Below are 26,472 nucleotides of genomic sequence, written 5' to 3' on the forward strand. Positions count from 1 at the left end.
GGAAGGTCGAGATACCCGATCAAGAGGGTTTTTACGCTTAATCAACGATATTATGGTTCTGAGCGGCGCGTAAAGAATAAAGAATGCCAGCGTTGAAAAACACAGCAGCGATATCGAATTGACTACATAATCAAACATTCATGCCTCCCTAAAAATAGAACCCAATGATTTCGCATTACCAACGCAACCCCTCAAATGGATTCCAGCTCTGCTCGCCTTTCACTTCCTTGAGGTAATACGCGTAATTAGTCAGTTGCCCATACAACGCATTAAACACAAAACCGACCGCAGAACTGGCCTCCTTGGCATAGCGGAACTCAAACATGTCCATCACCATGTCCAGCGCGATAGAGACCACCACGATCATTGCGATAAAGCACAGGTTCTTCTTCCACAGCCCCAGGATGAACAGGTAAACCGGCCCAAAAAAGAACGCGAAGAAGTTGAAATTGACTTTCACTTTTTTCAGAAATGGCAGTTGCTTGAGCGCGGGTCTGAACCCCGGTGCGTTCGGGCCGCCATGCGCTTCAAAAAAGGCGAAGCGTTCTTTCCATTTGTCGCTGTAGTGGCCTGATGCGTTTACCGGGTCTGACGTGTTCATTCTCTAATCCCTGATGTGTGTGAATCATGTGAATGGTCGTTCCCTCTTGCAGCGCTGGGTAAGACGCAAAATACGGGTAAATCGAGAGCACGTCAGTCATACAGACGGACTCATCCTGTGGTGCATTTCCCGACGGTCTGTACGCACGTTCATACAGACCGATCCACCAGATCGCCCTTACTGCTTAGGCTCTTTCGTACCCAGCACATCGCGAATGCTGTCCACGACGTTGCTGTCCTTGATGACGTCGTTCAGCCAGCCTTCCAGCGGCATGTTGCCCCACTTGATGGCGCGCTCAATGAGGTACGGGACGGGGCTTTGCGGTTCGGTGTTTTTGAAGAACTGTGCGATGCCGGCGAGCATGGTGAAGGCTTCGTCGCGAGTGGCCGGGGTGGTGCGCAGTGGTGCGGATGCGCTGTCCTGGGTGGTCTGGGTCATCGCGGCACCTGCGGGTTGGTCGATGGCGATTTCGGGTGCGGTCTGAGCGGCGGCTGCTGGGGCAGGGCTCAGTTCTATTCCTCGGTCCTTGAGCAGCTTTTCGGTCAGTTGCCCGGCGCGTTGCAGGATGTCGCTCAGGGTGACGAGGCTGGGCGCGTCGCGGCCGAACAGGGTGTCGGCAGTGGCCTGGAGCTGCTGGCAGGCATACAGGCTGGCAGCGATTTCGCTGGCCTTGAGGCGCAGGTGGTCCGAGTCGGTCAGTACCACGGAGCGCTGGAAGATTTCGGCGTTGATCTTGCCTTCGTCAACAGCAGCCTGCATTGCCTTGGGGTTTTGCAGCGCGAGGTTTTCCACGTGGCGCGACTCGTCGTAGCGCAACAGGCCAAAGTTCTGCCCCTGGGTGATCGGCAGCCCGCCAACGACTTCGGTCAGCGTGGTTTTCAGCCAGGCCAGGCGGGCGGCGCGTTCTTCTACGCCGTCTTCCAGCGACGGGTACAGATCGTCCCAGAAATTTTGCAGGATCCGCTCGGCCACGGTCAGGCCGAAGGTAATGCCGACAAAGTGGTATTTGTGCGCCAGGGCTTCACTGAGCCAGGCGACGAGCATCAGGTCCTTGCTTTGTTCAGCAAGGCCCTGTGCGGCCAACGTGATGGTCTGATCCCAGTCCGAGGACTTCAGATCGGTTTGCCAGTCACCTTGGGTGAGGTAATCGGGGTCTGCTCGACGAGCTTCCTTGACCTGATCGAACAGGGTGGAAAAGCTCAGGTCTTCGCCGCTGCCCCCGTTGATGGGCGCCGTCAGATCGGCAAGCGAAAGGTCGTTGAGAAATTCAGACATAGTCAACTCTGATCAGAGGATAAAAGAACACCGTGCCTGGGCAGACACGGTGCTGAAGACGGGCCGCTTGCGCGACCCGAGGTGTCACAGACTTATGCGAATACTTTGTTCGCAGTGCGGTCCCAGCCGCCAGTGACGTTACCGCCACCCTGGCCATCGGAACGGCTCTGTTGGGTGTAGGTAGTCTTGATGCGAGCGAAGTTGAAGCTGATTTCTTCAATCGGCAGATCGCTGACGGCGTTGTCTTCGCCTTTCTGGTTGCCGCCTGCTACAGCCTTCACGGAAGACACAACGACTTCTTCCAGGTTGATGGTCAGGTAGGTCAGCTTGTCGCCGCCAGCACGGTTGACGTTCAGCTGGATCTTGGCGATGTGAGTGCCTTTGCAGCACGCTTCGAACAGCTTGGCAGAAGCCTTGTCCACAGATTTGCGGATGCTGAAGTCGCTCAGTGCAACGCGCTCGGACGAAGCACCGCCCGACGAGCTGGCGGTGGCGGAGGTGGCCTGGGTAGCGCCGAACTCGTAGCCGAGCACTTCGATCCAGTCTTTGTGCTTGTCGTCCAGAACTTCGCCCGGGATGCCGTCGATTTGGATGTATGCGTCAAATGCCATTTTCTGCGTCTCCTTTCTTCATTTAAGGTTGTGGTGTCTAAAGACAGAACACGACCCCTTTGATTAACCTTCTTGAAACGATCAAGAAAGGTTCTCTTGCCACGGCCCTGGTCTCATGTGGACAACCCGGGCTTCGGTTTGCTTGCACTGCGCGATCAATTGAGCGCGCGCACTTCGATCTCTACGCGTCGATTCGGCTCAAGGCACTGAATCAACTGAGCCCTCGGCTGCTGCATATCGCATTTGACCAAGGGTTTCTCGCTGCCTTCGCCGACCGCGTCCACCAGCTCGGCGGGCACGCCCTTGCCGACCAGATACGTCTTGATGGTCTGTGCACGCTGCCTGGACACCTGCATGTTGCTTTGCGGGTCGCCCAGCTGGTCGGCGTGACCTGCAATCACGATCTTGCCGATGTTCGGTGTGCTCAACAGCTTGCCGGCGATCGCACTCAACTGGTTTTGACCTTCGGTTTTCAGGCTCTGGAAGTCGGCACGACCAAAGGCAAACAGGGTGTCCGATTCCAGCGTGATGGTTTCGATAGCCTTCAACGACTGCGTCAACAGGCTGTTGATGTAATTACGCGAACTGGATGTCAGGAATGCGTTGTCGAGAATTCTCGGCACGTCCAGTTCGTGAATCTGATCGCTGTAGAAGTTGATCTGGCGGCTGGCGTACTCGTAATCCTGATTGGAGCCTGCCTCGGCGTTCGCAGTGATGGTCTTGCCGGTCTGGCGCGCAATGGCCGGGTACCAGTAATCAGGCATCTTCGCTTTCAGGAAGGCCGGGTCAGCCTTCTCGCGCTGCGCTCGCGACAGCATGACGTAAGTATCCAGCGTCGCCTTGCCGAAGGCCGCGATGGATTGCGCGCGGTTATCCGGCGGCAGTGCCTTGGGTTCGACGCTGTCGACGCCCGTGACCGGCATCAGGTCCTTGGCGTTGCGCTGGTAGACCTTGATAGTGGTCAGCAGGTAAAGCGAGCGCGTCAGGTTGTCTGCGGTCGGCTTGAGCATCACCGTTTCCAGACGGTTGAAGTAGCGCGTGCGCAGCAACGGTTCGACGTCATAGCCCCAAGACCCAGGCGCGAGCGCAGCGGTACGCCTTCGTCGTGGTGACGATCGTAGTAAAGCGAAGTCCAGAAGCGCATGCGATCCAGCGTTTGCCACTCGGTGTACTGACCGGTGGCTTTGCTGTCATCGGCTGCAGCCTGGGCGAGTTCGGTGGAAATGGACTGGATGTTGTCCTTGTTGTTCCAGTACGACCAGCCCCACAGGCTGCAGATCAACAGGGCAACAAGACTGGCGCCGCCAATCCACGCGGCCTTGCGGCGCCGCTCGCGATGGTTGGTGGTGTACAGCGCCACCAGATGCTGGTCGGGAATGATCACCTTGCGGAACAGGCTGTTGATGAACAGCGGGTGCGGCTGCGCATTGCCGTCGACCAGGTCCTGCTCGCTTTCCAGCTGGAAGCGCTCGGTAACCTGACGGGTGTGTCCGCCCATTTCGGGCTGGTCGGCGTCCAGTGCGCTGGTGAAGTAGAAACCGCGCAGCATCTCGGCGCTCTGATACGGGTTGGCGCGCAGCAGGGCATCGACGAACATCAGCAGGCGCGGTTTCAAGGCTTCCAGTTCCAGCGGGAAGCGATACACCGCGGTGTCCTGACGCGTGATCTGGATGTCCTGAAGCACCAGCTGTTGGTTGGCGATCTCTTTCCAGTAATTGATCAGCTCGTCCATCGCCACACCGAAGCGCTGGCCCCAGTCAGCTTGCTCGAAGCCCTTGTGCGGGAAGGTCTTGCCCATCACTTCGCCACGCGCCACATCATCCAGCTGGCGGTAGAAGGGGACAAAGCCCGGTACCAGGTCACACTTGGTGAACACCAGATACACCGGCAGACGCACTTCCAGCAGCGCGTGGGTTTCCTGGATTCGCTCGCGCAGACGTTTGGCGATGCGCTCCTGATCCTCCACCGAGGATTGCAGAATGTCATGAATGCTGACCGTGACAATCAGGCCGTTTAGCGGTCTGCGCTGGCGATGCTGACGCAGCAATTGCAGAAAGGCGCGCCATTTTCCGGCTTCCTGCTGATCATTCATGTAGCGGCCAGCGGTATCCAGCAGCACGGCTTCCGAGCTGAAGAACCAGTCGCAATTGCGCGTGCCGCCCAGCCCGGCGACGCGTGCGCCTTCGCGCTCGGCGTAGGGGAAGTTGAGGCCCGACTGATACAGCATGGTGCTTTTGCCCGCTGCGGGCTGACCCACCACCAGATACCAGGGCAGGGCGTAAAGCGCGTCCTTGGCGTTGCTGCCGTTCGGCTTGTTGCTCTGCAACCGTTCGATGCTTTGCAGCAAGCGCTCACGCAGCAGGCTGACCTCTTCGCGATCCGCCGGGCTGGCATTGAGCACGGCCTGATCGGCGTCATCACGCAGCAGACCCTCCAGGTTCTGATGCTGTGATACGCCCCGATACAGCAACAGCACATACGCCGCCGACAGCAGCAGGAACAGGCCTATTCCCGTCAGCAGGCTGTTCATCGAACTGAAGCCCAGGGCACGGCCGATGCTCCAGATGATGAAGATCGACAGAAAAAAGCAGACCCCGAGAACATAGGGCTGGTAGCGCAAAAAGTAGTATTTGATCTTGTTCATACGGACTTCAAATCCAGCACATCGACAAAGCGGTCGATAACGTCATAAAGAGGGCGGTCAATGTCTGGAAACACATGGCCTCGGTGGTGTTCGTCGAACGCGTCAACGGGTGCCAGCACGTCATAGTTCTCCGAATGCTCGCCCACGCCCGTCACCACGCGGTACACGCCTGACGTGTTGCGCGACGGGAAGCAGAACAGTCGGGGGCGCATGAAGTCGTCCGCCAGAATGCTGATTTGCGGCACTGCCTTGTTCGGGTCAATGCGTGTCAGCCAATTGACCCACAGATCTGCTGTCGGGTTCTTCAAGCCTCGCTCGGCAGGCAGTGGCAGCGAAATACCGATCGGTGCCCTGTACGACGGGCGACCCAGCGCTTGCAGCCGGGTGAGCACGGCATTGCTGATGAACTCGGGGTATGAGCTCTCCAACGAAGTCGCAATGTCACGCAGGGTGAAGTTCACCAGAAACTTCTCATGCACACGCCGGAACAGTTCGAAGTCCTGTCCTTGCAGCGGGCGCAAGGCCCTGATGCGTTCGAACAGCACTGAGGTGCCTTCGCCCTGTGCGGCCATGTGCAGCAGCGGTTTGATCTGCCCGGCGAACAGTTCGCTCAGGGTAAACGGGTTCACAAACACACCGGCGTCGCTGGACTTCACCGTTTGAAAGATGAAGAACGGATAACGCCGTGCACTCGAGTCCCGCGAACTGATCAAACCGCCCACCAGCCAGTTGCCGCTGCGCGCCCGATAGCTGAAAAAACACACGGGCAACTGGTCGAACAACGTGCGCCAATCGTCGCGCTGCTGCATGTCGGCGAGTGCGCCTTGCAGCCAGGCATCGAACTCGCAGACATCGTCGCTGGCGCCATGCAGGCTGACGAAATCTGCGCTCGCGGGCACTTTTCCGAAGCAGCCAATCATCGACCGCCCTCCAGATCGAGCATGTGCATCCTCACTTGGTCCGCCCATCTGTTGCGTTAAGCGCGCTCAGCGCCTTGACGTTCGCCAGGTCGGTCAGCTTCACGCCACCATAGTTGCGCACTACCAGACTGACCGGCCCCTTGGCCGTGTTCCAGCTGAAACGCTGCTGAATACCGTCCAGGTCGGCGACCCGTGCGCTGTCGTTCATGCGCAGCAGGCCCCAGCGCCCGGTGTAGTCGAACACGGTGATGCGCTCGCCGGTCAGCGTGACCACATCCAGGCGTGCGCCCGGTGCTGTCGTGGTGCCCGGCCATGAGAAGCGGCTCCAGCTGGTTTTGCCGTTGCGGTAATGCTGCTCCTGGCCATCCAGCGTGAAGATGATGTCAGTGAAGTAGGCCGACGGCTCCAGCATGATCTCGAAACCATTGTTGCGATCCGAGAGGCTGGCGATGACCTCGCCCAGCGAACTGGCCTTGTCGATGTTGCTGACCATTTTCGGATTGACCAGCGGCGCAGCCTTGGCTCCGCTGCCCATACCCAGGCCTTCGCCATCGGACAGGTTGCCGATCTCGTTGCGCTTGAAGTTCGGTAGCAGGCCGGATTCCGGGTCGACGAAGCGTTGCAGGTCTTTCACCGATGCCTCGTTGCGGCTGTCCGCAGCAATCGGGTAACGATGCGCCATGACCTGTTCCCAAGGTTTGGCGACCTGTTTGGCCCAGGCTTTGGCGATCTGTTCGCCGGCCGGATCGCGCAGCGTTTCCCAGGCGAACTGGATCGGCAGGCTGAACAGGCTTTGCAGCGAGGTGGAAAGCCCGCCCTGACTGGTATCGACCGTGGTTTCAACGTAGTTACGCACGTTGGTGACTTCGCTCGGCTGCCCTTCAAGGGTTTCGCTGATCAACTGCTTGCTGCTCTTGCCGACATCCTGCGAGCGCTGGATGTTGTTCATCCGTACTTTGAGTTTACGCAGCGCTGCCAGGTAGCGATCCATGATGGTGCTGTCAGCGCCCTCGGCATTCTGCGCTGCGAAAACCCTTGATACAGGTTCGAAGCGTTTGGCCAGACTGCCGTCATCCACGGCAGGCAATGGCGAGATCAGTACGCTGGCCGCAGCTTCCTTGTTGTCGAAGATACCGCTGACCTTGCCCCAGAAGCCATCGTCGCGTTTGACTCCGGTCTGTTGCGCTTCGCGAGGCGCAGGCACGTCCCATTGCGTGTTGTCGTTGACGGCAGACAGCAGCAGTTTGACCGGCGAATTGCGTACGTCGCTGAGCAATGACAACTGCTGCGTGGCGTTGGCCATGTCGCTGAAGCGGCGCACACCGACGCTGTCGATCATGGTGTACCAGACCTGCGTGTAGTCGCGCTTGTAACGGGCCATGAATTCACGAACGAAGTTGGCTTTCTGCACCACGCTGTCGCCGCCTTCGCCATCCAGAACCCAATCCGACTCGTTACGCAGGTTGCCGGACACCAGCTTGATCAGCTCGGGTTTCACGAACTCTTCCCAGCCCTGACGGGTGAAAATCGCAGGTACAGCCTCCGAACCGTAGAGCAACTGGCGACCCGGCATAGGTACCAGATCATTCAGGCCGATTGCCGGGAACTGACGGCTGGATTCCAGTTGCAGGCGCAGGTATTCACGGTCCACCAGCGAGCTGGAGATCATGAAAAACTTCAGGCTCTTGCGGGTCTCGTCGATCAGTTGCTCATTGCGTGGCATGGCCGGCGCGTCACCATTCTTGAGCAGCTGTACGTAGACCGGCGAGTTGTCCTCGATGACGTCGTCGCTGATCGGATTGGTCTCGCTGGAAATGCCCGCCCAGGCCACCGGCAACGCTGCGTTGACGAACTCGGTTTCCGGATGCGTGGTCGGCTGAGTCAGAATCAGATAGAGCTTGAGGGCGTTGTATGACTCGATGATGGACGCCACTTGCCGTTCATCGAGTCGCCCGAGCATCTCTTCCGACAACGACAAGCCGCCTGTTGTGGCTGATAGCTCGGCAGCATCGTTGGCAGTGGCCGGGTTGCGTAGCGCGGCAATCGCTTCGCTGCGCGTCTGGCTGGCTGTGCCTCTTGCTGCGCCGGTCAGTCGATTGGCAACCTCGCCGGTGCTGCGCGGGATGCTGCTCAGGCTGGTCGGACGGCCCACAGCGACGTTGCGCGCGCCGCGGTCCAGCAGTTTCTGACCTTGAGCGCGTACCTTGCCCGTTTTGGTTTCCGACCCTGCGGGTGTAGCCCCGAAGCCATATTGCGGGTCCATGGTTTTGGCGAACTCGTTGAATTCACGCATCTGCAATTGCAGTTTCAGCGTGATCGGTTCCAGCGCCTGGGTACGAAGTTGCTGCAGGTAGGCAGTCTGGGTGGCGAAGTAGATATCGTCGCCACGGTACAGGCCGCCACTGAGCTGAAGAGGCACGCCCTTGGTGCGGTATTTCTCGATGGCAGCCAGCTGGTTGCGCAGCAATTCCAGGCCTTGGCCGGAGGCGAGGCGCTGGGCACGGTCCGGGGACTGTTCCAGTTCGGTCAACTGTTGGCTGATCGCGGCCAGCCACTCGCGGTTTTTCTGGAACGACAGGGCCTGCCAGCCGATGAAGGCCAGCCCGGCGAACAGCGCCAGAGCGATGACAATCGGCCCCAGTGATTTGTCGCGGCCATGACGTGACTGGTATAGGGTCAGGTCACGGTCAGGGAAAATGACGCGGCGGAAGGTATCGGTGATGAAGTAACTGCGATCACTGATTTTCCGTTGTTCGTCCTCTTCCAGCGCATCGGGTGCGGTCGCTGGCCGCAAGACGAACGACTCTGAAAGCTCGTCTTCATACACCGGTGTCAGCTGCTTGTCGGTTTGCAGGGCACTGGTGAAATACAGGCCGCGCAGCAACAACTGGGTACCGTTGACGTTACTGCGCGCGAAATGCTGCAGGAACTGTTCGAGTATCGCCGACAGCTCGGCAAAGTAGTTGGGGAAGTTGAGCAGGGCGCTGTTGGCGTCGGCACCCAGTGCGATCATCTGTGCATCGACGTGGCGACTGACATGCGCTTGCAGGTTCGCCAGTTTGCGATCGAGCACTGAACGCAGGCTTTCTGTGGTGATCTCTGTCAGACCGAACGTCATGCCCAGCGGCTGCTGGCGCTCATGCAGGTCCATACCGTCGAAAGCCTGGTTGAAGCCGGGCAGTTGGTCGGTCTTGGTCAGCATCAGATAAATAGGCGGGTTGGCGTCCAGGCAATCGGTATATTCCTCGATGCGCGTGACCAGGCGCGCACCCATCTCGTTGCGCTCGGCGGCAGAGGCGGCCAATAACTCTGACCACCAGCACCAGACCATTGACGGCGGCCTTGCTGCGCTGCTTTTTGAGCATACGCAGGAACGCAGCGAATTCGCTGGCAGACTGATCGTCACGCAGGTAGCGACCTGCGGTGTCGATCATCACGGCTTCAGGGCTGAAGTACCAATCGCAGTGCTGGGTGCCGCTTTCCGTGTCATTTGCGCTACTGGCAATGCTGGCCGACAGGCCGGAGCGGGTCAGCAAGGAGGTCTTGCCTGCCGCCGACATGCCGATGACCAGATACCAGGGCAGATCGTAGAGCGCCGAGGAGCCGCCACCGCCTGCCGAGCGATCGGTGCGCAGCATGGCAATGGCATGCTTGAGGCGGTCGCGCAGCACTTGCTGATCACGGAACTCACCGGTGGACTTCAGCGAGCGGTCAACTTCGATCTGAACCAGATTTTCGAGGTTGTGTTCGGTACGAATCCGTCGGTATTGGCGCAGTACGATCAACAGCAGATAGAAGGCGCTGATGATCGCCATCGCTTCGAGCGTATAGCCTTGCAGCCAACTGATCCTGGGGGCGAAAAACCAGCAGACAGCCAGGCTGATCAGCCACAGTATCGGGACCAGGAACCAGAAACTTTTTAACAGGCGCAGTAATGTCTTCATGTCTTCCTGACTCGGTTACCTGATCGGGACTCAAGCATTGAACAGTTGGCTGATTTGTTCGGCCAATGCGGCCACGTCTTTGCCCAGCAACCAGTCAAGCGTCAGATAGACACCCAGGCACACGAGGGCGATGAGCACCAGGTAAAGCCATACCGGAACTTCATGGCGAAGCATCTGCGACACTTGGTCAGGCAATGCCCAGTCAGGCGACAGCGCCTTTGGCGTCTTGCGATAGCGTGCGATGTCCTGGCCCAGCGTGTTGGCCAGATAGCGCAATTGGTCTTTCTGGCCGAGGCCGAACTTGCCTTCGAAACCCAGCGCCAGGCACAGGTGGTACACCTCAAGCACATCCAGGTTCTTTTTCACGTCGGCGCGCAGCAGTTCGATTTTCTCGAAGAAGCCTTCGCCCGCCAGGTGGACGCCGAAATAACGGAACTGCAGCGGCTCCATTTCGAAGTGGCGACGCATATCGTTGTCCCCCGAACGCAGCACGCTCTCATCAAGGAATGCGCACAGTGCGTACTGCGCGTCTTTTACCTGTTCGACGCTGTAATTGGCGCTGCGCGCCTGACGCTCCAGGTTGGTGAAGAAAGTATCGACGCTGGCTTCGAACGCCGTGACCGAGATCGCTTGGCGGCCGCGACGGACAATCAGCGCCATGGTGATGAAGTCACGTACCAGGTCTTTGAGCGTAGGTTTTTCGGTTGCGGCCGCAGCGGCACCTTGCATCACGGCTTCAGTCATTTAAGCACCGCCAACAGTTCAAGCTTGAGATTGGTAAGCGCGCTGGGCGCGTAGAAGGAAATGGCCTGGGCTTCCATCATGCGTTCGTACACCCGGCCATGCGGCTCGATGGAGAAGTAATGGTTGTCCAGGCGCACCGGAATGGCGTTTGGCAGGCGTGTCGAGTGGTTCAGGGTGACGCCCGGCATGGCGCTGTTGACGACCACCTCGATGTCCTCCGGCGAGCCGACCTTGAATGCACGCGGCACCAGTTCCAGCAGGCTGGAGCCGGGCATGTCGGCATGCACTGAAATATAGAAATCCGCTTCGGTAAGGCGTGGGTCGAGCAATTGGCCCTGCCAGTACGAAGGCCGGACCTGGCTCAGATTGATGACGATGCACTGGTTCGGAATCACGTTCTCAAGCAGCAGACGAACCAGTTCGTCGAGCTTCACCAGCGAGGCCGCCGGGTCCTGATGATCGTAATCGGGGATGTCAGTGAGCTGGGTGTCCAGCGAGAACGTCAGCAAACCGCCCGCCAGTTCCGCGAGAAACAGATACAGGCGCTCCGGGTGCAGGCGTGGGTGCGCCAGCAGATGGGCCAACTGCGGGTAGGCGCGGTTGACCGTATTCAGCAGCCAGAACAACGTAACGTCGCTGGAACCGAACTCGGCAATCTGGTCGGCACGTTCGCGGCGGCGGCCAGAAAGTGCCTTGCTCTTGGCTTGCAGCACGCTGATCAGGCGTCTGCCAAGGCCAACCAGCGTCTCGTGGGTGCCCACGTGCAACGTAGGGTGCACAAAATGCGCGTCAAGGTTGAAACCGCCGATGCTATTGCGTGCCAGTCGGGCAATCGGGCAATAACTGTAGCCATCCAGAGTGTCGCCATCGACCAGCATCACGACGTTCAGACGCAGGCTGGTGATCTCGTTTTCCAGATCGCCTTCGTTGAGGTCAGGCAGGGTGTCGAACTGTTTGCGAAAGCGCCGGGCGCTCTTCTGTTCCTGGCCATCTTCAACGTAGTTCAGGCCAAAGGGCTCGGGCAGCTTGAGCGCCGCATAGACCTTGATTTCTCCACCCTTGATCAGATTTTTCAGGTCGCGGGCGGCGGGCAGCGGGTCGTGCTGCGGCGCGTCGTAAAGGCTGCCGTCAGGGAACACCAGCTTCAGGCGCTTCAGTTGCAACGAGCCTGTGGCCAATGCCTCGACGTCGACTTCCAGCGTTTGCACGCCCCAATGGAAAGGCGTGGAACGCAGTGTCGACTCAGCAAGCTGATGCTGGTGAAACTCATCCTGATATTGGAAATGTTGTGGCAAAAGGAACATGCCTTCCGACCACATCACGCGGCTTTGTTTACTCATTTGGCGCCTTCCAACAAAGAATTGAATTGTGAGTCCGCTGCCTTTTTCGCAGCACTGCCGGCCGAGTCCTGAACCTGCTGGACAGCGGCGTCCTGCACACGCTCGGTAATACCTTTGCCGGCGGGTTGTTCGGGCATCGAATTGGATTTAGTGAACTGCTCTTCAGTCTTGAGCCTGTTCAGCACATCCACGCCACGAACGGCGAGGATGTAGTTGTTGTCCACCAGCACGCGCACACCGTCGGACGAGAACCAGATACCGTCCTTGCGCAGCGTGTTGGCGTCGAACGCGACCTTCCAGCGGCTGTTTTCGTCAGTCCGGAAGAACGCCGCGATGCCCACATAGGACGCGTTGGGGTTCAGCGGCCATTGATCGGTCTGCCCTATGCCTGGCAACAGAATCAGCTCCTTGCTATCAACCAGTGTGTTGCCCAGAGCCTTTTGCGGGTCATCCCAGAGGCTGTCGGCGTTGATCGACTCGAAGCGCTCCAGAGAGGCCAGTTGATAAACGCGCACCACCACAGAGAGCGGTTTGCCGTACTCATCGGGGTTGAGCTGATTACCGCCGTCAGTCGTCAGGATGACTTTTTCGTTGTCACCAAACATCATGTCGCCAGCCCAGGTGTCATCCATGCGCTTGGCGACACGGTCCGTCACGCCACAGGCGGACAGAGCCAGCATCATTGCCAGAACAGCCAGGCACCTTGCCAAGGCTGGCTTCGAGGAACAATTGCCTTGAAGTCTTTTATTCATCACGTCTTACCTATGGGGTGATCGATCAGGTCAGTGTGTAAGCGAAGTCGCCATCGCTGCCCAGATCGATGGTCAGGCTCTGAATCGGCTTGTCCTGCGCCATCCGCTCCAGCACTCGCTGGGCGAGTTCCGGCATGAGGGTCTTGGACAGGATGTTGTCGATGTTGCGTGCGCCGCTGTCGACTTCCGTGCAACGCGAAGCGATGGTCTTGATCAGCGCTTCGTCGTAACGCAGTACCGCCTGGTGATTGCGCTCGAAACGTTTGCGGATGCGCTCCAGTTTCAGGCCGACGATGCGTTCCAGAATCGCGTCTTGAACCGGGTAGTACGGCACGATGGTCAAGCGACCGAGGAACGCCGGTTTGAACACCTGATTCAGCTCGTCGCGCAGGCCTTCCACGATGTCATCGGGAGTCGGCTTCTGCTCGGTGTTCAGGCACCACTGCATGATGCGATCAGTACCGGTGTTGGAGGTGAGAATGATCACGGTATTGCGGAAGTTGATCTCGCGACCTTCGCCATCGTCCAGCACGCCTTTGTCAAAGACCTGGAAAAACAGCTCGAGCACGTCCGGGTGGGCTTTCTCCACCTCGTCGAGCAGCACCACGCTGTAAGGCTTGCGGCGCACGGCTTCGGTCAGCACGCCACCTTCGCCATAACCGACGTAGCCCGGCGGGGAGCCTTTGAGGCTGGAGACTGTGTGGGCTTCCTGGTATTCGGACATGTTGATGGTGATGACGTTACGCTCGCCGCCATACAGTGTGTCAGCCAGCGCCAGCGCAGTTTCGGTCTTGCCGACACCGCTCGGGCCGAGCAGCAGGAACACACCGATCGGCTTGTTCGGGTCTTCCATGCGCGCGCGGGAAATCTTGATGCGCTTGCCGATCTCTTCAAGCGCATGATCCTGCCCCAGCACGCGTTCACCCAACAGCGCTGGCAGACTTTGTACGGTATCGATCTCGTCGCGCAGCATCTTGCCCAGCGGGATACCGGTCCAGCCGGAAATCACTTCACCGATGGTGCCGCCGTCTACCAGCGCGTGGACCAGCGGTTGCTCGCCCTGCACACTGGCCAGTTCGGCACGCACTGCAGCGATCTGCTCAGCATCAGGCGCGCCGTTTTCCGGAACGCTGAGTGCGCCAAGCTTTTCGACCAGTTCCAGCTCGCGCTTCCACTGTTGCTCCAGCGACTCGCGGGTTTCCTGTTCGGCTTTCAGCTCTTCGTGCAGGGCCGTCAAACGGCGAGCGTGGTCGCTGCCCTTGGCGGTTTCCTGCTCCAGCACGGTGATTTCTGCATTCAGGTTGTCGATGTGGCGCTTGCAGTCTTCCAGCGCGCCTGGCTGTGCCGATTGGCCCAGCGCGACGCGTGCGCAAGCGGTGTCGAGCACGCTGACGGCTTTGTCCGGCAGTTGGCGGCCGGTGATGTAGCGATTGGAAAGGCGTACGGCCTGCACCAGCGCTTCGTCCATCACGGTGACCTTGTGATGCTCCTGCATCTTCGCCAGCAGCCCACGAAGCATGTGGATGGCCTTGTCTTCGTCAGGCTCTTCGACTTTCACGACCTGGAAACGACGAGCCAATGCGGCGTCTTTTTCGAAATACTTTTTGTATTCTGCCCATGTGGTGGCGGCGATGGTGCGCAGCTCGCCACGCGCCAAGGCAGGCTTGAGCAGGTTCGCTGCGTCGTTCTGCCCGGCCTGGCCACCCGAGCCGATCAGCGTGTGGGCTTCGTCGATGAACAGAATGATCGGGTGCAGGCTGCGCTTGGTTTCTTCGATGACCGACTTGAGGCGGTTTTCGAACTCGCCTTTGACCCCGGCTCCGGCCTGCAACAGGCCCAGATCCAGGGTGTGAATGGCGACGCCCTTGAGCACCGAAGTCACGTCGCCCTGCACGATGCGCAGCGCCAGACCTTCCACCACGGCTGTTTTACCCACACCCGCTTCACCAGTCAGGATCGGGTTGTTCTGACGGCGGCGGGTCAGGATGTCGACCATCTGCCGCACTTCGAACTCGCGTCCCAGTACCGGATCGATACGACCATCGCGGGCGCTCTGGGTCAGGTTGACGGTGTACTGGTCCAGGGCAGGGGTCTTGCCGTTGCCCTTGGTGGTTGCGCCCGTGCTTGCGTCGGCGTTGGCCAGAGGCTTGCTCAGTTTGGTCTCCGGGCTGCCTTCGACCAGCGCGCTCATATTCAGGCGCAGGTCGTCAGCGTTGATTTTCTCCAGTTCCGGCGCCGAACCGATGACCACGCGGCGCAGGGCATCGTCATCCAGCAAGGCCTGAATCAGGTGGCCGGTGCGGATCTGCGACTGACCGAATTCGATCGACGCCAGTACCCAGGCCTGCTCGATCATGCGCGTGATGTGCGGCGAGAGCGCAGGCGTCCGTGTGTTGCCTTTCTTGAACGTCCCCAGCGCGGTGACCAGCTGTGCTTGCAGGCGATCAGGCACTACGTCGTAGTGGCGCAGGATCACCGGCAGGTCGTTATCGTTGTTGTCGAGCAATTGCAGCAGCAAGTGCTCGACTTCAACGTCGTAGTGGTTCTCCGACAGGCACAGCGCAGCAGCGCTTTCAGTGGCAGTGCGGCTCGTTTCGTTCAGCTTGGCGAACAGGGACTTCAGGTTCACAGGGAGACCCCATCAAAAGGAATATGGAAAACAGCGCAACGGGAGGGCTCCACGTCGACACCGGGGCGTTTGAGCCAGCCAAGCCAGCCCAGCGATACATTGCCTTGGCGACCCAGGCGGGCCACGGGTACAGCTTCGCGCTTGAGCTTCGGCGCAATCTGGAAGTCCAGTTCGGCGCCGATGTAAAAACGCACCAGTTCAACAAGCTTCTGGTAATCCTCGGTGCCCGGCTGAAAGCGCTGGTAGTCAGCCAGTTCCAGAGGCCCCATTTCGATACGCACGCACGACTGGTAATCCCAGACGCGATTGCCAGCCACGGCGCTTTGCCCCAGCACGGCGTTCTTGCGGCCCAGCTGCGTGCACTGGCTGCTGTCGAGCTTCAGCCAGCGCCCGGCGAACTGCTGGATCTTGAACGGCAGCGAGAAATAAAAACTCAGCATGACTTCAAGGTTCAGGGCGTTGCGCGGCTTCTGGGCGAACATCCCCGAGAAGTAGCTGAACAGTTCGCGACGCAATGGCGACTCGCCCTTGTCGAACTTTTGCTTCAACGCTTCGGGGCCGAAACCCACCAGGTTGAGCAAATAACGATCAAAGTTCGACGTGCCGTTACGCTCGTACTCGATGTAAAACTTGTACTTCTGCCAGGCCTCGTAAAACAGCGTGGTCATGCGATGCGAAAAAATATCCAGAAACGCATGCGCAGCGTCGTCTCGGTACTGAATATGCCTATCGATGAGCAGCTCGGTGTACGGGCGCGGCAGCACGCCTGATGGGCCGACCAGGCCCATGAACGTGACCTGCACCTCGGACAGCGGCAAACCGGCCGCCGAGAGCTTGCCTTCGCGTTCGAACTGCAGGTCGCTGACTTCACTGGCCGGAAAGTTCAGCGACAGCTGCGAACGAAAGCGCAGAGGGTCCTCATGCGGCCTGGTTTCCAGGTCCATGCGCCCATTCCTGCTGTAATGCAGGCGAAGCAAACGCACCAACTGAAAAAATTCGAATCGGTGCGGCTCAGCCCTTGCCTGGTCAATCAGACCAGGGGTTGATCGCCTGTTCGCGGGGGCCATTGGACCACTCTCTTTTCGCGCTGCACGGTGCGAAGGGTTAATTGGGTAAAGCTGTTCATCGAGCAGTACTGACCAAAGAAGTGGTCAAGGACCATGCCGAACAGGAACACGCCGCTGCCGGTGTACTGGCTTTCATCGAACTTCAGCGTAATACCGACGCCGCGCACAAAGTTCGGCCGCGGATGGCCGATGCGTGCCACGACCGGCTCGCTGCTCACCGAAACGATCCCGTTGATCTGTTTGCGAATCGCCGACACGTTGCGGTAGTTGTAAAGCGACAGCAGTTCCAACAGCACTTCGCGACCCTTCGAAACCAGCGACATGTGGTTCAGCGACAGGTGCGAGATGAGCCGCCAGATCACGCCGTTGCCCAGCGGCACGCGCACCGTCGCCGTCGGTTTGCGCAGGCAGCGGATATCCTTGATCACCGAATTGGAGGGAATGTTGAAGTCCCCGCGCTCGCCGCCAAAAGGCAGCATCAGTGGTAAATCGCGATTGCTGCACGTCAGGCGGATACTGAGTGTGTCGTTGTTGGAATCAATCAGTTCCAGATCCCGATCCACGACGCGGATGAACATGTTCGAGCCATCGCTTTGTCGGCTCTGCGTCGGACGTCGCCGGGCGATCCAGAAGCTCTGACCGGGGCCTTGATCGCCGCGTGGTTCAAAGAACGGATGGCAGGTGCCGACCTGATCGTTGCCGTTGATCTTCTTCACCCGGCGTACGCGATCGATCGAGACCACTTCGGCAGAGCTTTGCAGGCGCACATCCGGCGTTACCGCGTATTCATGCTGAACGTGGGTCAGCTTGATCGGCTCGGCCTGCTGGCGGAACAGGTTGATGATGGGCGTGCAGTTGAGCTTGAAATTGTTACGGCCGATGTTCTGGGTCAGGCGTGCCAGACGATCCGTCAGGTCGTAGTCGGAAAAGTAGAAATTGATTTCCACTTTGGCGATCTCTTTGCCAGCCAGAATACGGGCAAAGCCTGACAGTTCGAAGAACATGAACTTGTCAGGGAAGGTGAAGTATTCGTGCAGCAAGCGGTAACCCAGAAACGAACGTTCCGAGTAATCCACCAGCCCTTCATCCAGACCATAGCCGACAGACTTCAGGGCGTCGGCGGGCAGTACCACTTCACGAATGCGCCCTTCGTCTTCGAACGACAGGGTCGCTTTGGCCAGGTTGTTGAACAGCAGCTCATACAGTTGATGCATCAGCGTGCTTTCGCCATCAAGGAAAAAGCGCAGTCGGTCCAGTTCCATCTTGCCGAACAGGACGTCGGAGGTCGCACCCAGGCCGATGCGCAAGCGCGCAATCAGGTCTGCACTGTGGCCGTTGAACGCCGAACGCTCCATTTCAATGAACGAAGCACTTTGCACTGCCACTGGCCACAGTTCGACCGGGTAGCACGTACGAAACTTGCATACTATTCCGTCTATAGGTGTGGCATGCAGCTCGGTGTGCCGGGCTACGCGATAGGATTCGGTGACCTTTTCCTGCTTGCCCATGTTGAACTCGACGATGGACATCGAAGGGGTAGGGCGCAGGTAGTGCGGGTACAGCACCTCCAGAAACGACTCGACGATTTCAGGAAACTCATCGTCGAGTTTCTTGTGTACGCGCGCCGACAGGAACGAGAACGCCTCGATAAGGCGCTCGGTGTGAGGGTCTTCGCAGTTGTCGCCCTCAATCAGTAATCGCGAAGCGATCTTCGGATATTGAGCGGCAAATTCCTGGCCCAGAAAGCGCAGGTGCGAGAGTTCCTTCTCGTAATAGGGCAGCAGATCGTCGAGCATCAGTTGAGGTTCTGCACTTTGTATTCCTGAGTGTTGACCTGCAGCACGGCGTCAAAGGAAACCTGACGCGAAATGTCCTGCAGACGCAGTACTGCGTCCACACGAAAAGTCAGCATGCGCTGGCCGGTCTGTTTTGCAAGCAACTGGACTTTCACGCTGCGGAAACGTCGGTCACCGACAGAAATTGCCTTCTCCAGCTGGCGCTGAATCAAAAGACGGTCCTGTGGGTCGAGCACGCTTCTACTGGTGAAGTCGGGCATACCGTAATCGAGGATGGTGCCGCTCAGATTGGCGAAACCCTCCAGCCCGTTAGCGACCAGAGACTGGCGAGTGTTCACCAGAATCTCCAGGTCACGAACGATGCTGGCCTTGTAATCGGCCAGCGAACTCAACCGTTGCGATGACGATTCCACGGACTGATGCGGACGATCGTCGAGCAACCGATCCAGCAATGAAGGCAACAGCTTGTGTTGACTACTCATGTTGCCTCCCTGGCTAAGTGATGGATCAGCCGCGAGTCGATTGCGGCAATTCGGCGACCAGACGCAACGATGCTGTCAGTTCATCCAGTTGGTAATGCGGACGCAGGTAAGTCACGGCCTTGTAGACGCCAGGCTTGCCAGGCACTTCAAACACTTCGGCACGCGCTTCGCGCAACGGGAACTTGGCCTTGGCTTCCTGACTGGCGGTGTCATCCAGCAACACGTAGCTGGACAGCCACTTGTTGAGGAACAACTCGACATCCTTGCGCGATGCGAAACTGCCGATCTTGTCGCGCATGATCGCTTTCATGTAGTGAGCGATACGCGAGGTCGCGAAGATGTATTGCAGTTGCGCCGAAAGACGAGCGTTGGCGTTGGCAATGTCGGTGTTGTACTGCTTCTGCTTCTGGGTCGACTGAGTGCCGAAGAATGCGGCGTAGTCGGTGCCTTTGCAGTGCACCAGAGGAATGAACCCCAGGTCCGACAGCTCTTTTTCGCGACGGTCGGTGATGGCAATTTCAGTCGGGCATTTCAGCGCGATTTCGCCGTCATCGGTCTTGAAGGTGTGGGTCGGCAGGCCTTCGACCAGACCACCGCCTTCCACGCCGCGGATCGCCACACACCAGCCGTAGCGGGAGAATGCATCGGTCACGCGAGTGCCCAGTGCGTAGGCAGCGTTCATCCACAGGTATTTGTTGTGGTCACGGCCATCGACGCTTTCGACAAAGTTGAATTCTTCGACTGGCGTGGTATCCGGGCCATATGGCAGGCGACCCAGCACGTGCGGCAGAGTCAGGCCGACATAGCGGGAGTCTTCAGAGGCGCGGAACGACTTCCACTTGGCGTATTCGACCGTATCGAAGATTTTCGCCAGATCGCGAGGGCCGGCCATGTCGGTGAACGAGTCCCAACCGAACAGCTCAGCCGATGCCGCGGAAATGAACGGCGCGTGGGCGGCGGCTGCAACGTGGGAGATCTCCTCGAGCAGGTACATGTCTTCCGGGCTGCGGTTGAACTCGTAGTCACCCAGCAACATACCGAACGGTGCACCACCGAAGGTGCCGTACTCTTCTTCGTAGATCTTCTTGAACAGTGCGCTCTGGTCGAATTCGGACGAGGCCTTGAGGTCACGCACGAGGTCTTTTTTCGAAGCATTGAGCAGGTGAATCTTCAGCGTGGTACTGGTCTCGGTCTGGTCAACCTGATACTTCAGGCCGCGCCAGGACGCTTCCAGCTGCTGGAATTCACGGGCGTGCATGATTTCGTTCATCTGCTCGGAGAGCATCGAATCGATCTCGGCGATGCGCGCGTCGAGCACGGCGATCAGGTCTTTGCTTGGCGTCATTTCGCCTTCAAGTACCTGGGCCACCAGTTCGCCGATCAGATCGCGGGTACGGGTGCGCTCGGTCTCTGAGCGCGCAACGCGGCTTTCGGAAATGATGCTGTCGAGCAGGGAGGATTGCGGGGCGAAGTTTTCAACTTCAACCAGAGCGCTGTCCTGCTGAGTCACGGGTTGCTTATCGGTCATCGTCAGGCTCCTCCTTACTCTTTGCTGTCGGTGGCAGGAACGGCGGCTTCACGGCCGAACTCCTTGCCCAGGGTTTTCAGCTTTTCAGTGTTCTGCAACACGTCCATCAGCAGTTCTTCAAGCTTGTCGTTGCCACCCATCTTGTTACGCAGGTCAGCCAGCTTGTTGCGCACTTCCAGCAGCTTGCGCAGCGGCTCGACCTGACGCACGACGTTCTGCGGCTCGAAGTCTTCCAGCGCATTGAAGTTCAATTCGACGCCAAGCTGAGTACCGTTCTTGGCCAGGGTGTTGTCGACGCGATACGCCAGGCGCGGCTTGATGCCTTTAAGGACGCCGTTGAAGTTGTCGCGATCGATGAAGATGAACTTGCGATCCTTGAGCTTGGGCAGCGGCTCCAGGGGGTTGCCGGAGAAATCGCCGAGAACGCCTACAACGAATGGCAGCTCTTTCTTTTCCTGAGCGTCGCCGATATCAACGTCGTAAGTGATATGGACCCGAGGCGCGCGAACGCGGTCAAGTTTGTGCTGGGTACTTTCCTTCTTCGCCATCGTCATCTCCTGTGCGAGCAACTCGCTGCAAGTCGTTTGCGTACCGGGCCTGGACAGGCCGGGCGCGATTAGAGTCCTTCAATCGTCAGCAAAAGGCGCTGACGGATTTCATCGTTCATTTCCAGAATGTTTTCGTGCCCGACCAACTCTTCAAAGCTTGTATTGCCTGCGATCTGCGTGCTGTTGCGAATGACCGACTCATCCGGCAGCTCGGAGCGCACCGGTGAGCTGATCACGCAGAACGGCAGATCGCCGAAGTCTTTCAAGCGCTCGAAACTGACCGGGAAGCGCAACCCTTCGAACAGGCGGCTCATGCCCGGTGACTTGCTCAGGCAATAGAACAGGACCAGATAATGCACAACGTAGCGATACAGCTCGGCGCTACTGCGATTAGGGTCCTTGATGACCTTGCGAAACTGCGCCAGATCGAAGGAGTTGAAGCCCACCACCCAGCGCACCGGGCTGGTGATGCGTATGGTCTGCCCGCTTTGTGACAGCACCATGTCGTATTCGAGCGGGAACAGCTCGGGCGTCGTACTGATCAGGTTCAGCGGCACTTCCAGTTCATTGACCAGCTTGAACGGCTCTGCCGATGCAATGCGGTCATAGAGCTCTTTAAGCTCCTTGAAATGGTGCTGAGTCTCTCGACCGCTGCTGCGTTGCGCGCCCTGCAGGTATTCACCGAAGAATGTCTGCGGGCGTATCAGCAACGCGAGGGTCGACAGGTAGTCGGACGCCTGCACCTTGAGCGCGTCGGAAATAGCGCGCGTCTGCTTGCGCAGCTTGATCAATGCTTCTATATCGAACGTCTGAGTCATCGGTACATCGTCCTTGAACCCTTCACGACCGCTTCCCGGATCAGACCGGGGACGGGGAAGAGTTGCGAATTTCTCGACTGCACACCTGCTCATGAAGTGGTTTTGCCATGTGCGTAAAGCAAAACGCACCGCCACTATGAGGAAGGATTTGGTGCTGGCATATAGATGTCGTCTAGCCAGCAGTGTGGTCTATGGCACTATTTTCAGTAGGAAAGTTCCTACAGGCGGTGGATATTTTCTCGGTTTTGTTACAGTAAGCAATGATTGCTATGAGCCACTACTGGTTAATATTACAGCAGTAATATAGCCGTAAGCCTTGATTTATAAGGGCTTTGGAGCGTTATCTGGATCCGATTTCGAACGCAATTAAGCTTAAAAAGATGAACTTATTTGCCCGCTGTTTGCGTCTTAAGGACGATAAAATCACGATGCCGTCTTGTGAGCGGATATTTCTCGGATGAGGGATGATGGCACCACGAGTGGTTCAGGTGGCAACAGGAGAGTGAGTGAAACGCACACCGATTCTTGCCGAGCGCAAGAAGGAAGGTGCTTGCTGATAAACGTCCCCGGATTTTCTTGCAGCAAACAAAAAACCCGCCGAAGCGGGTTTTTCCAAGACCATCCCGACTTCCTGTCGGACGCCTCCCAGGCGATGGTCGATCATCCTTGATCCTGGTGAACTCCCTGTTCACCACTTGATGGATCCAATCTTATGCGCCGCGTGCAGGTTCGGAAATAGCCAAGTTCCCCCGCCGCGTGTAAGCCTTTCGCTATACCTCACGTGTTCATGCTCGAACAGCGGGGTGAGGGGCAGGAATTCTGGCGTCAGGAAAGATTTTGCATCTGCAGGTTCGCCGACAGCAAAAATCGCCGACAATAAAAAACCCGCCGAAGCGGGTTTGTACCAAGACCATTCCAACTCCCTGTCGGCTGCCTTCCCGGCGATGGTCGATCGTCCCTGATCCTGGCGAACTCCTTGTTCGCCAGTTGTTGGATCCAATCTTACGGCGCTGATAGCAGGTGAAAAATAGCCAACCTTCCCTATTGCGTGTAAGCCTTTGGCTATACATGTGTAAGGTTTTGTATGTGGATGGCCGTGAACGTACGCATCAAAAAACCGGTTTTAGCGGCGAAACAGTTGCTCCAGAGGGGGTCAATGTGTTGCTAAGGCGAGAAAGTCGCCGCCACTTCACAATAACGCTGCTCGGCATTTTTACTGTCCTCGTCGCGATTTCGGGCAGCACGTTTGGTCCACTCCCGGCATTCCTCCTTGAAGTTGACCTGCGCAGCCTTGCGACACTCGCGCCGTTCGAATGAGCGAACGGCGAAGTTTTCGCAGACGCTGTCGCCGTCGATGCTGTTGCCGTAAACCCGCCACTGCGCCCGATAGCGGTTTCTGCCGTCCCATTCACGAATGGAGGCCGTCGCAACGCTGTAGGGCCGGGCCGAGCGAGCAGGGTTGCGAGCAGCGTTGGCTTTGAAGTCAGCCATGTAGTCTGCGGACACCATGCCTTTCGCCGGTTCTGCCTGAGCGGGTCGAGGAACCTGGCCAAAGCGACAGTTCAATACGCTCTCATCGATGACATTGCCGCTTTTCATGCAGTTATCCAGCGGCTGCACGGCGGCTGGCTGTTCCCGGGTTGCGGCGACAGGTAACAGCTCAGGCGCATGGATCGACGGCGCGGGTGCGGGGCTTGCCACCATTGTCGGTTCGCTGTCGATCACGGTGGTCTCTGGTTCAGGTGCAGGTCGCTCGACAGGTGCCAGTGCCACCTTTGGGCCTCGCCCATGAGACACGACCAGCCCGGCCAGGCAACCCGCAACGATAAGGCCTGCCAGCCATAGCCAGTAGGGCCGCGACTTGCCCGGTCGAGCGCTAAGTTTACGGCTTGGATGCGCGCCCAGAACGACATCGACCTGGCCCGGCACAAGGCGCTGAATGCGGATGATCCCGTCGTCTTCGGGTTGCTGTGTGGAATCCATTCCTGCTCCAGATCAAGCGGTATGAAGGTGAGCGCCGCGCCTGCTGACGCAGCAGGCATGAAATCTCAACGTTATCGGCCACGCGCCGTGTTTCTGTAACGCTTTGGTGGTGTATGCATTTGGCCTGTCGCGTTAAGGTTGGGACCGTGTTGTTTGACTGATGGATGAACCGCGAATGCACCAGCGTCTTGAGCAGGTTTTTGGTTACACGCAGTTCCGGCCAGGCCAGGAGGCAGCGATCAGCGCCGTGCTGGCCGGACGCTCGGCTGCGGCAATTTTCCCGACGGGCTCAGGCAAGTCGCTATGTTACCAATTGCCTGCGCTACTGCTGCCCAATTTGACGCTGGTGGTCTCGCCGTTGCTGGCGCTGATCCAGGATCAGCTTGCCTTTTTGCACCGCCACGGCATTGCGGCGGCAAGTATTGATTCGGCGCAAAGCCGCGATGACGTTGCCGACGTCATGGCACGCGCACGCTCCGGAGAGCTGAAGATCCTGATGATCTCGGTCGAACGCCTCAAGAACGAACGTTTCCGCAACTTCATCGCCCAGGTGCCGATTTCCTTGTTGGTGGTCGACGAAGCGCACTGTATTTCGGAGTGGGGGCATAACTTTCGGCCTGATTATCTGAAGCTGCCGGACTACCAGCGCGAATTCAACATCCCTCAGGCACTGCTGCTGACCGCGACCGCGACACCGCAGGTCATTACTGACATGCAGGAAAAATTCGCCATTGCCCCGTAGGACGTCATCACCACCGGCTTCTATCGCGCCAACCTGCACCTGTGGGTCAAGCCGGTCAGCGGGCGTGACAAAAGGCGCCTGCTGGTCGAGTGGCTCAATGAGCGGCGCGGCCAACCGACAATCGTTTACGTAACGCTGCAAAAGACCGCCGAGCATGTCGCGGTGCACCTTGAGCAGAATGGTCTGCCTGCCAGTGCTTACCATGCCGGGCTGCCTAATGATCAGCGCGAGTCGATTCAGAAGCGTTTCATGGGCGGCAGCCTGAACTGCATCGTGGCGACCATTGCGTTCGGAATGGGCATCGACAAAAGCGACATCCGTAATGTGGTGCATTTCGACCTGCCCAAATCCATCGAGAACTACAGCCAGGAAATCGGCCGGGCAGGGCGCGATGGTGGTGCCTCGGATTGTCTGGTGCTGGCCAACCGCGACAGCCTCAATGTGCTGGAAAATTTTGTGTATGGCGACACGCCGGAGCGCGAGGGGATTGCCCGTGTGCTGGAGGATTTGCTCGATGCACGCCATGACGGGCAGTGGGAGTTTCTGCTCGGGCCGCTGGCTGATCTCAGCAATATCCGTCAATTGCCGTTGAAGACCCTGCTGGTGCAGCTGGAACTGCGCGGGATCATCGCACCGCGCTACGCTTACTTCGCCGAGTACCGCTTCAAGTTTCTGCTTCAGCCGCACGACCTGATGGCGCGTTTCGAGGGTGAGCGGCGCGAATTCGTTCAAGCGTTGATCGATACGTCCAGCCGGGCGCGTACCTGGGCCACGGTCAACTTCGACGCGATGTACCAGCAATACGGTGCCGAGCGTGGGCGGGTGGTCAAGGCGCTGGATTACTTTCAGGAAAAGGGCTGGATCGAGCTGGAAAGCAAGCAGATGACCGAGGTCTACAGCGTGTTGCGCAGTGACTTTGACCCGCAGGCGCTGAGCGTCGAGCTGCACGATTATTTCGCCCACCACGAGGCCACTGAAGTTGCGCGCATTCATGCAATGCTTGAGGTGTTCTCCAGTGATCAGTGCCTGACTCATCGGTTGGCACGCTACTTCGGCGATTACAACGCGCCCGAGCAATGCGGCCATTGCTCGGTCTGCCACGGCCAGATCGCCCATCTTCCACAGCCACCTGCGCTGGAACCTCTGGATAACCGGGACTTTCAGCAGGTGTGCGGTGATTTTATCCACAAGCACCTGGACTTCACTGGCCAGCCACCCAGCGCCGAATGCCTGACGCGCTTTTTGTGCGGCATCAGCGTGCCTTTGTTCACCAAACTCAAGGCTCGCGCCACCAGCGGTTTTGCCTTGCTGGAGGATTATCCGTATGCTCAGGTGAGGGCATGGGTGCAGGCGATGCTCTAAAACAAAACCGGCCGCTCAAGAGCGGCCGGTTTTGATTCATCAGTAAATAACGGCTGTATCAGTCGCGATGACGACGATGGCCGTGGTGCTTCGGACGACGGTCATGATCGCGATAGTAGCGGCGATCATCACGGCCACCGCGATAACGACGATCATCGCTGCGGCTTTCGTTGCCCATGTAGTTGCCGAGTGCGGCACCACCGCCGCCGCCTACCGCCGAGCCGATCAGGCTGCCGGTGCTGCCGCCAACGCTGCGGCCTACAACGTTACCGCCTGCTGCGCCCAGACCGCCGCCAATGGCTGCTTCTGTACGGTTGCGACGGTCTGCACCGACCGCACCGCCGGCTGCGCCACCCAGGCCAGCGCCAATCGCTGAACCGGTGCTGCCGCCGAGCTGTTGACCGACGACCGAGCCGAGTACCCCACCCAATGCTCCGCCTGCGCCTGATTCGAGGTTGCCTGCAGAGGCTGCACCGCTGATCAAGGCAAGAGACAACAACAGTATCGAGGAATACTTCATGTATGGAATCTCATAGGGATGACGGCGCGATCTTGGTGTCAAGTGAAGAATGTAGCAATGCAATTCCGACGAGTAACACGATTGCCACACAAACTGCTAAGTTATTGTTTTGGCTAAGGAACTTAAGTCGGAAAAGAGAGTCTGAGGTTACTTGTGAAAGGCCCGT

Annotated in this window: 18 protein-coding genes and 3 pseudogenes; 1 reads left to right on the top strand and 20 read right to left on the bottom strand. The window is 58.4% G+C overall.

What is annotated here, in order from left to right; genetic code table 11:
• Nucleotides 1-175: 175 nt before the first annotated feature.
• From AC4ANK_RS00990 to AC4ANK_RS01080, 19 genes and pseudogenes are all read right to left on the bottom strand, one after another.
• On the bottom strand, nucleotides 176-601 hold the full coding sequence (locus tag AC4ANK_RS00990) for a DUF2628 domain-containing protein (RefSeq protein WP_002551412.1): 426 nt from the start codon (nucleotides 599-601) through the stop codon (nucleotides 176-178).
• A gap of 177 nt (nucleotides 602-778) precedes the next feature.
• A complete protein-coding gene (tssA, locus tag AC4ANK_RS00995) occupies nucleotides 779-1,876 on the bottom strand; it encodes a type VI secretion system protein TssA (RefSeq protein WP_002551413.1) in 1,098 nt (365 codons plus the stop codon).
• A 92-nt stretch (nucleotides 1,877-1,968) separates the two neighbouring features.
• Nucleotides 1,969-2,487, bottom strand: coding sequence for an Hcp family type VI secretion system effector (locus AC4ANK_RS01000; protein ID WP_002551414.1), 519 nt, complete (start codon nucleotides 2,485-2,487; stop codon nucleotides 1,969-1,971).
• A 155-nt stretch (nucleotides 2,488-2,642) separates the two neighbouring features.
• Nucleotides 2,643-5,131: pseudogene (gene tssM, locus AC4ANK_RS01005) on the bottom strand (type VI secretion system membrane subunit TssM).
• Complete coding sequence (tagF, locus tag AC4ANK_RS01010; protein ID WP_002551416.1) at nucleotides 5,128-6,051, bottom strand: type VI secretion system-associated protein TagF; 924 nt, start codon at nucleotides 6,049-6,051, stop codon at nucleotides 5,128-5,130. Before tagF ends, tssM begins: the two are co-directional and overlap by 4 nt.
• 31 nt (nucleotides 6,052-6,082) lie before the next feature.
• Nucleotides 6,083-9,995, bottom strand: a pseudogene (locus tag AC4ANK_RS01015) (type VI secretion protein IcmF/TssM N-terminal domain-containing protein).
• A gap of 30 nt (nucleotides 9,996-10,025) precedes the next feature.
• A complete protein-coding gene (icmH, locus tag AC4ANK_RS01020; protein WP_460383961.1) occupies nucleotides 10,026-10,739 on the bottom strand; it encodes a type IVB secretion system protein IcmH/DotU in 714 nt (237 codons plus the stop codon).
• Complete coding sequence (gene tssK, locus AC4ANK_RS01025; RefSeq protein ID WP_002551419.1) at nucleotides 10,736-12,079, bottom strand: type VI secretion system baseplate subunit TssK; 1,344 nt, start codon at nucleotides 12,077-12,079, stop codon at nucleotides 10,736-10,738. The genes icmH and tssK overlap by 4 nt, the downstream gene beginning before the upstream one ends.
• A complete protein-coding gene (gene tssJ, locus AC4ANK_RS01030) occupies nucleotides 12,076-12,831 on the bottom strand; it encodes a type VI secretion system lipoprotein TssJ (protein ID WP_002551420.1) in 756 nt (251 codons plus the stop codon). Before tssJ ends, tssK begins: the two co-directional genes overlap by 4 nt.
• 25 nt (nucleotides 12,832-12,856) lie before the next feature.
• The gene (gene tssH / locus AC4ANK_RS01035) at nucleotides 12,857-15,460 is read right to left on the bottom strand and encodes a type VI secretion system ATPase TssH (RefSeq protein ID WP_460383964.1); all 2,604 of its coding nucleotides are present in this window, start codon (nucleotides 15,458-15,460) and stop codon (nucleotides 12,857-12,859) included.
• On the bottom strand, nucleotides 15,457-16,527 hold the full coding sequence (tssG, locus tag AC4ANK_RS01040; protein WP_002551422.1) for a type VI secretion system baseplate subunit TssG: 1,071 nt from the start codon (nucleotides 16,525-16,527) through the stop codon (nucleotides 15,457-15,459). Before tssG ends, tssH begins: the two co-directional genes overlap by 4 nt.
• Nucleotides 16,491-18,323 carry a type VI secretion system baseplate subunit TssF gene (gene tssF / locus AC4ANK_RS01045; RefSeq protein WP_460383967.1) on the bottom strand — a complete coding sequence of 611 codons (1,833 nt, stop codon included), beginning with the start codon at nucleotides 18,321-18,323 and terminating at the stop codon, nucleotides 16,491-16,493. Before tssF ends, tssG begins: the two co-directional genes overlap by 37 nt.
• A complete protein-coding gene (gene tssE, locus AC4ANK_RS01050; RefSeq protein WP_460383969.1) occupies nucleotides 18,323-18,805 on the bottom strand; it encodes a type VI secretion system baseplate subunit TssE in 483 nt (160 codons plus the stop codon). Before tssE ends, tssF begins: the two co-directional genes overlap by 1 nt.
• A gap of 25 nt (nucleotides 18,806-18,830) precedes the next feature.
• Entirely contained in the window at nucleotides 18,831-20,333 is a 1,503-nt protein-coding gene (tssC, locus tag AC4ANK_RS01055; RefSeq protein WP_003343625.1) for a type VI secretion system contractile sheath large subunit, read from the bottom strand.
• 14 nt (nucleotides 20,334-20,347) lie between these two features.
• A complete protein-coding gene (gene tssB, locus AC4ANK_RS01060) occupies nucleotides 20,348-20,881 on the bottom strand; it encodes a type VI secretion system contractile sheath small subunit (RefSeq protein ID WP_002551425.1) in 534 nt (177 codons plus the stop codon).
• 68 nt (nucleotides 20,882-20,949) lie between these two features.
• On the bottom strand, nucleotides 20,950-21,699 hold the full coding sequence (locus AC4ANK_RS01065; RefSeq protein WP_002551426.1) for a hypothetical protein: 750 nt from the start codon (nucleotides 21,697-21,699) through the stop codon (nucleotides 20,950-20,952).
• A 484-nt stretch (nucleotides 21,700-22,183) separates the two neighbouring features.
• A complete protein-coding gene (locus tag AC4ANK_RS01070; protein WP_135000809.1) occupies nucleotides 22,184-22,363 on the bottom strand; it encodes a hypothetical protein in 180 nt (59 codons plus the stop codon).
• Nucleotides 22,364-22,387: 24 nt separating this feature from the next.
• Nucleotides 22,388-22,699: a hypothetical protein gene (locus AC4ANK_RS01075; protein ID WP_160329126.1), complete on the bottom strand. Its 312-nt coding sequence runs from the start codon at nucleotides 22,697-22,699 to the stop codon at nucleotides 22,388-22,390.
• 164 nt (nucleotides 22,700-22,863) lie between these two features.
• Entirely contained in the window at nucleotides 22,864-23,682 is an 819-nt protein-coding gene (locus AC4ANK_RS01080; protein ID WP_002551427.1) for a hypothetical protein, read from the bottom strand.
• A gap of 175 nt (nucleotides 23,683-23,857) precedes the next feature.
• Between AC4ANK_RS01080 and AC4ANK_RS01085 the strand changes: the two are divergent.
• A pseudogene (locus AC4ANK_RS01085) lies at nucleotides 23,858-25,786 on the top strand (RecQ family ATP-dependent DNA helicase).
• Nucleotides 25,787-25,844: 58 nt separating this feature from the next.
• Here the strand turns inward: AC4ANK_RS01085 and AC4ANK_RS01090 are convergent.
• Complete coding sequence (locus AC4ANK_RS01090) at nucleotides 25,845-26,306, bottom strand: glycine zipper domain-containing protein (protein WP_002551428.1); 462 nt, start codon at nucleotides 26,304-26,306, stop codon at nucleotides 25,845-25,847.
• Nucleotides 26,307-26,472 lie beyond the last annotated feature (166 nt).

Source organism: Pseudomonas sp. Pmew2 (assembly GCF_058129885.1).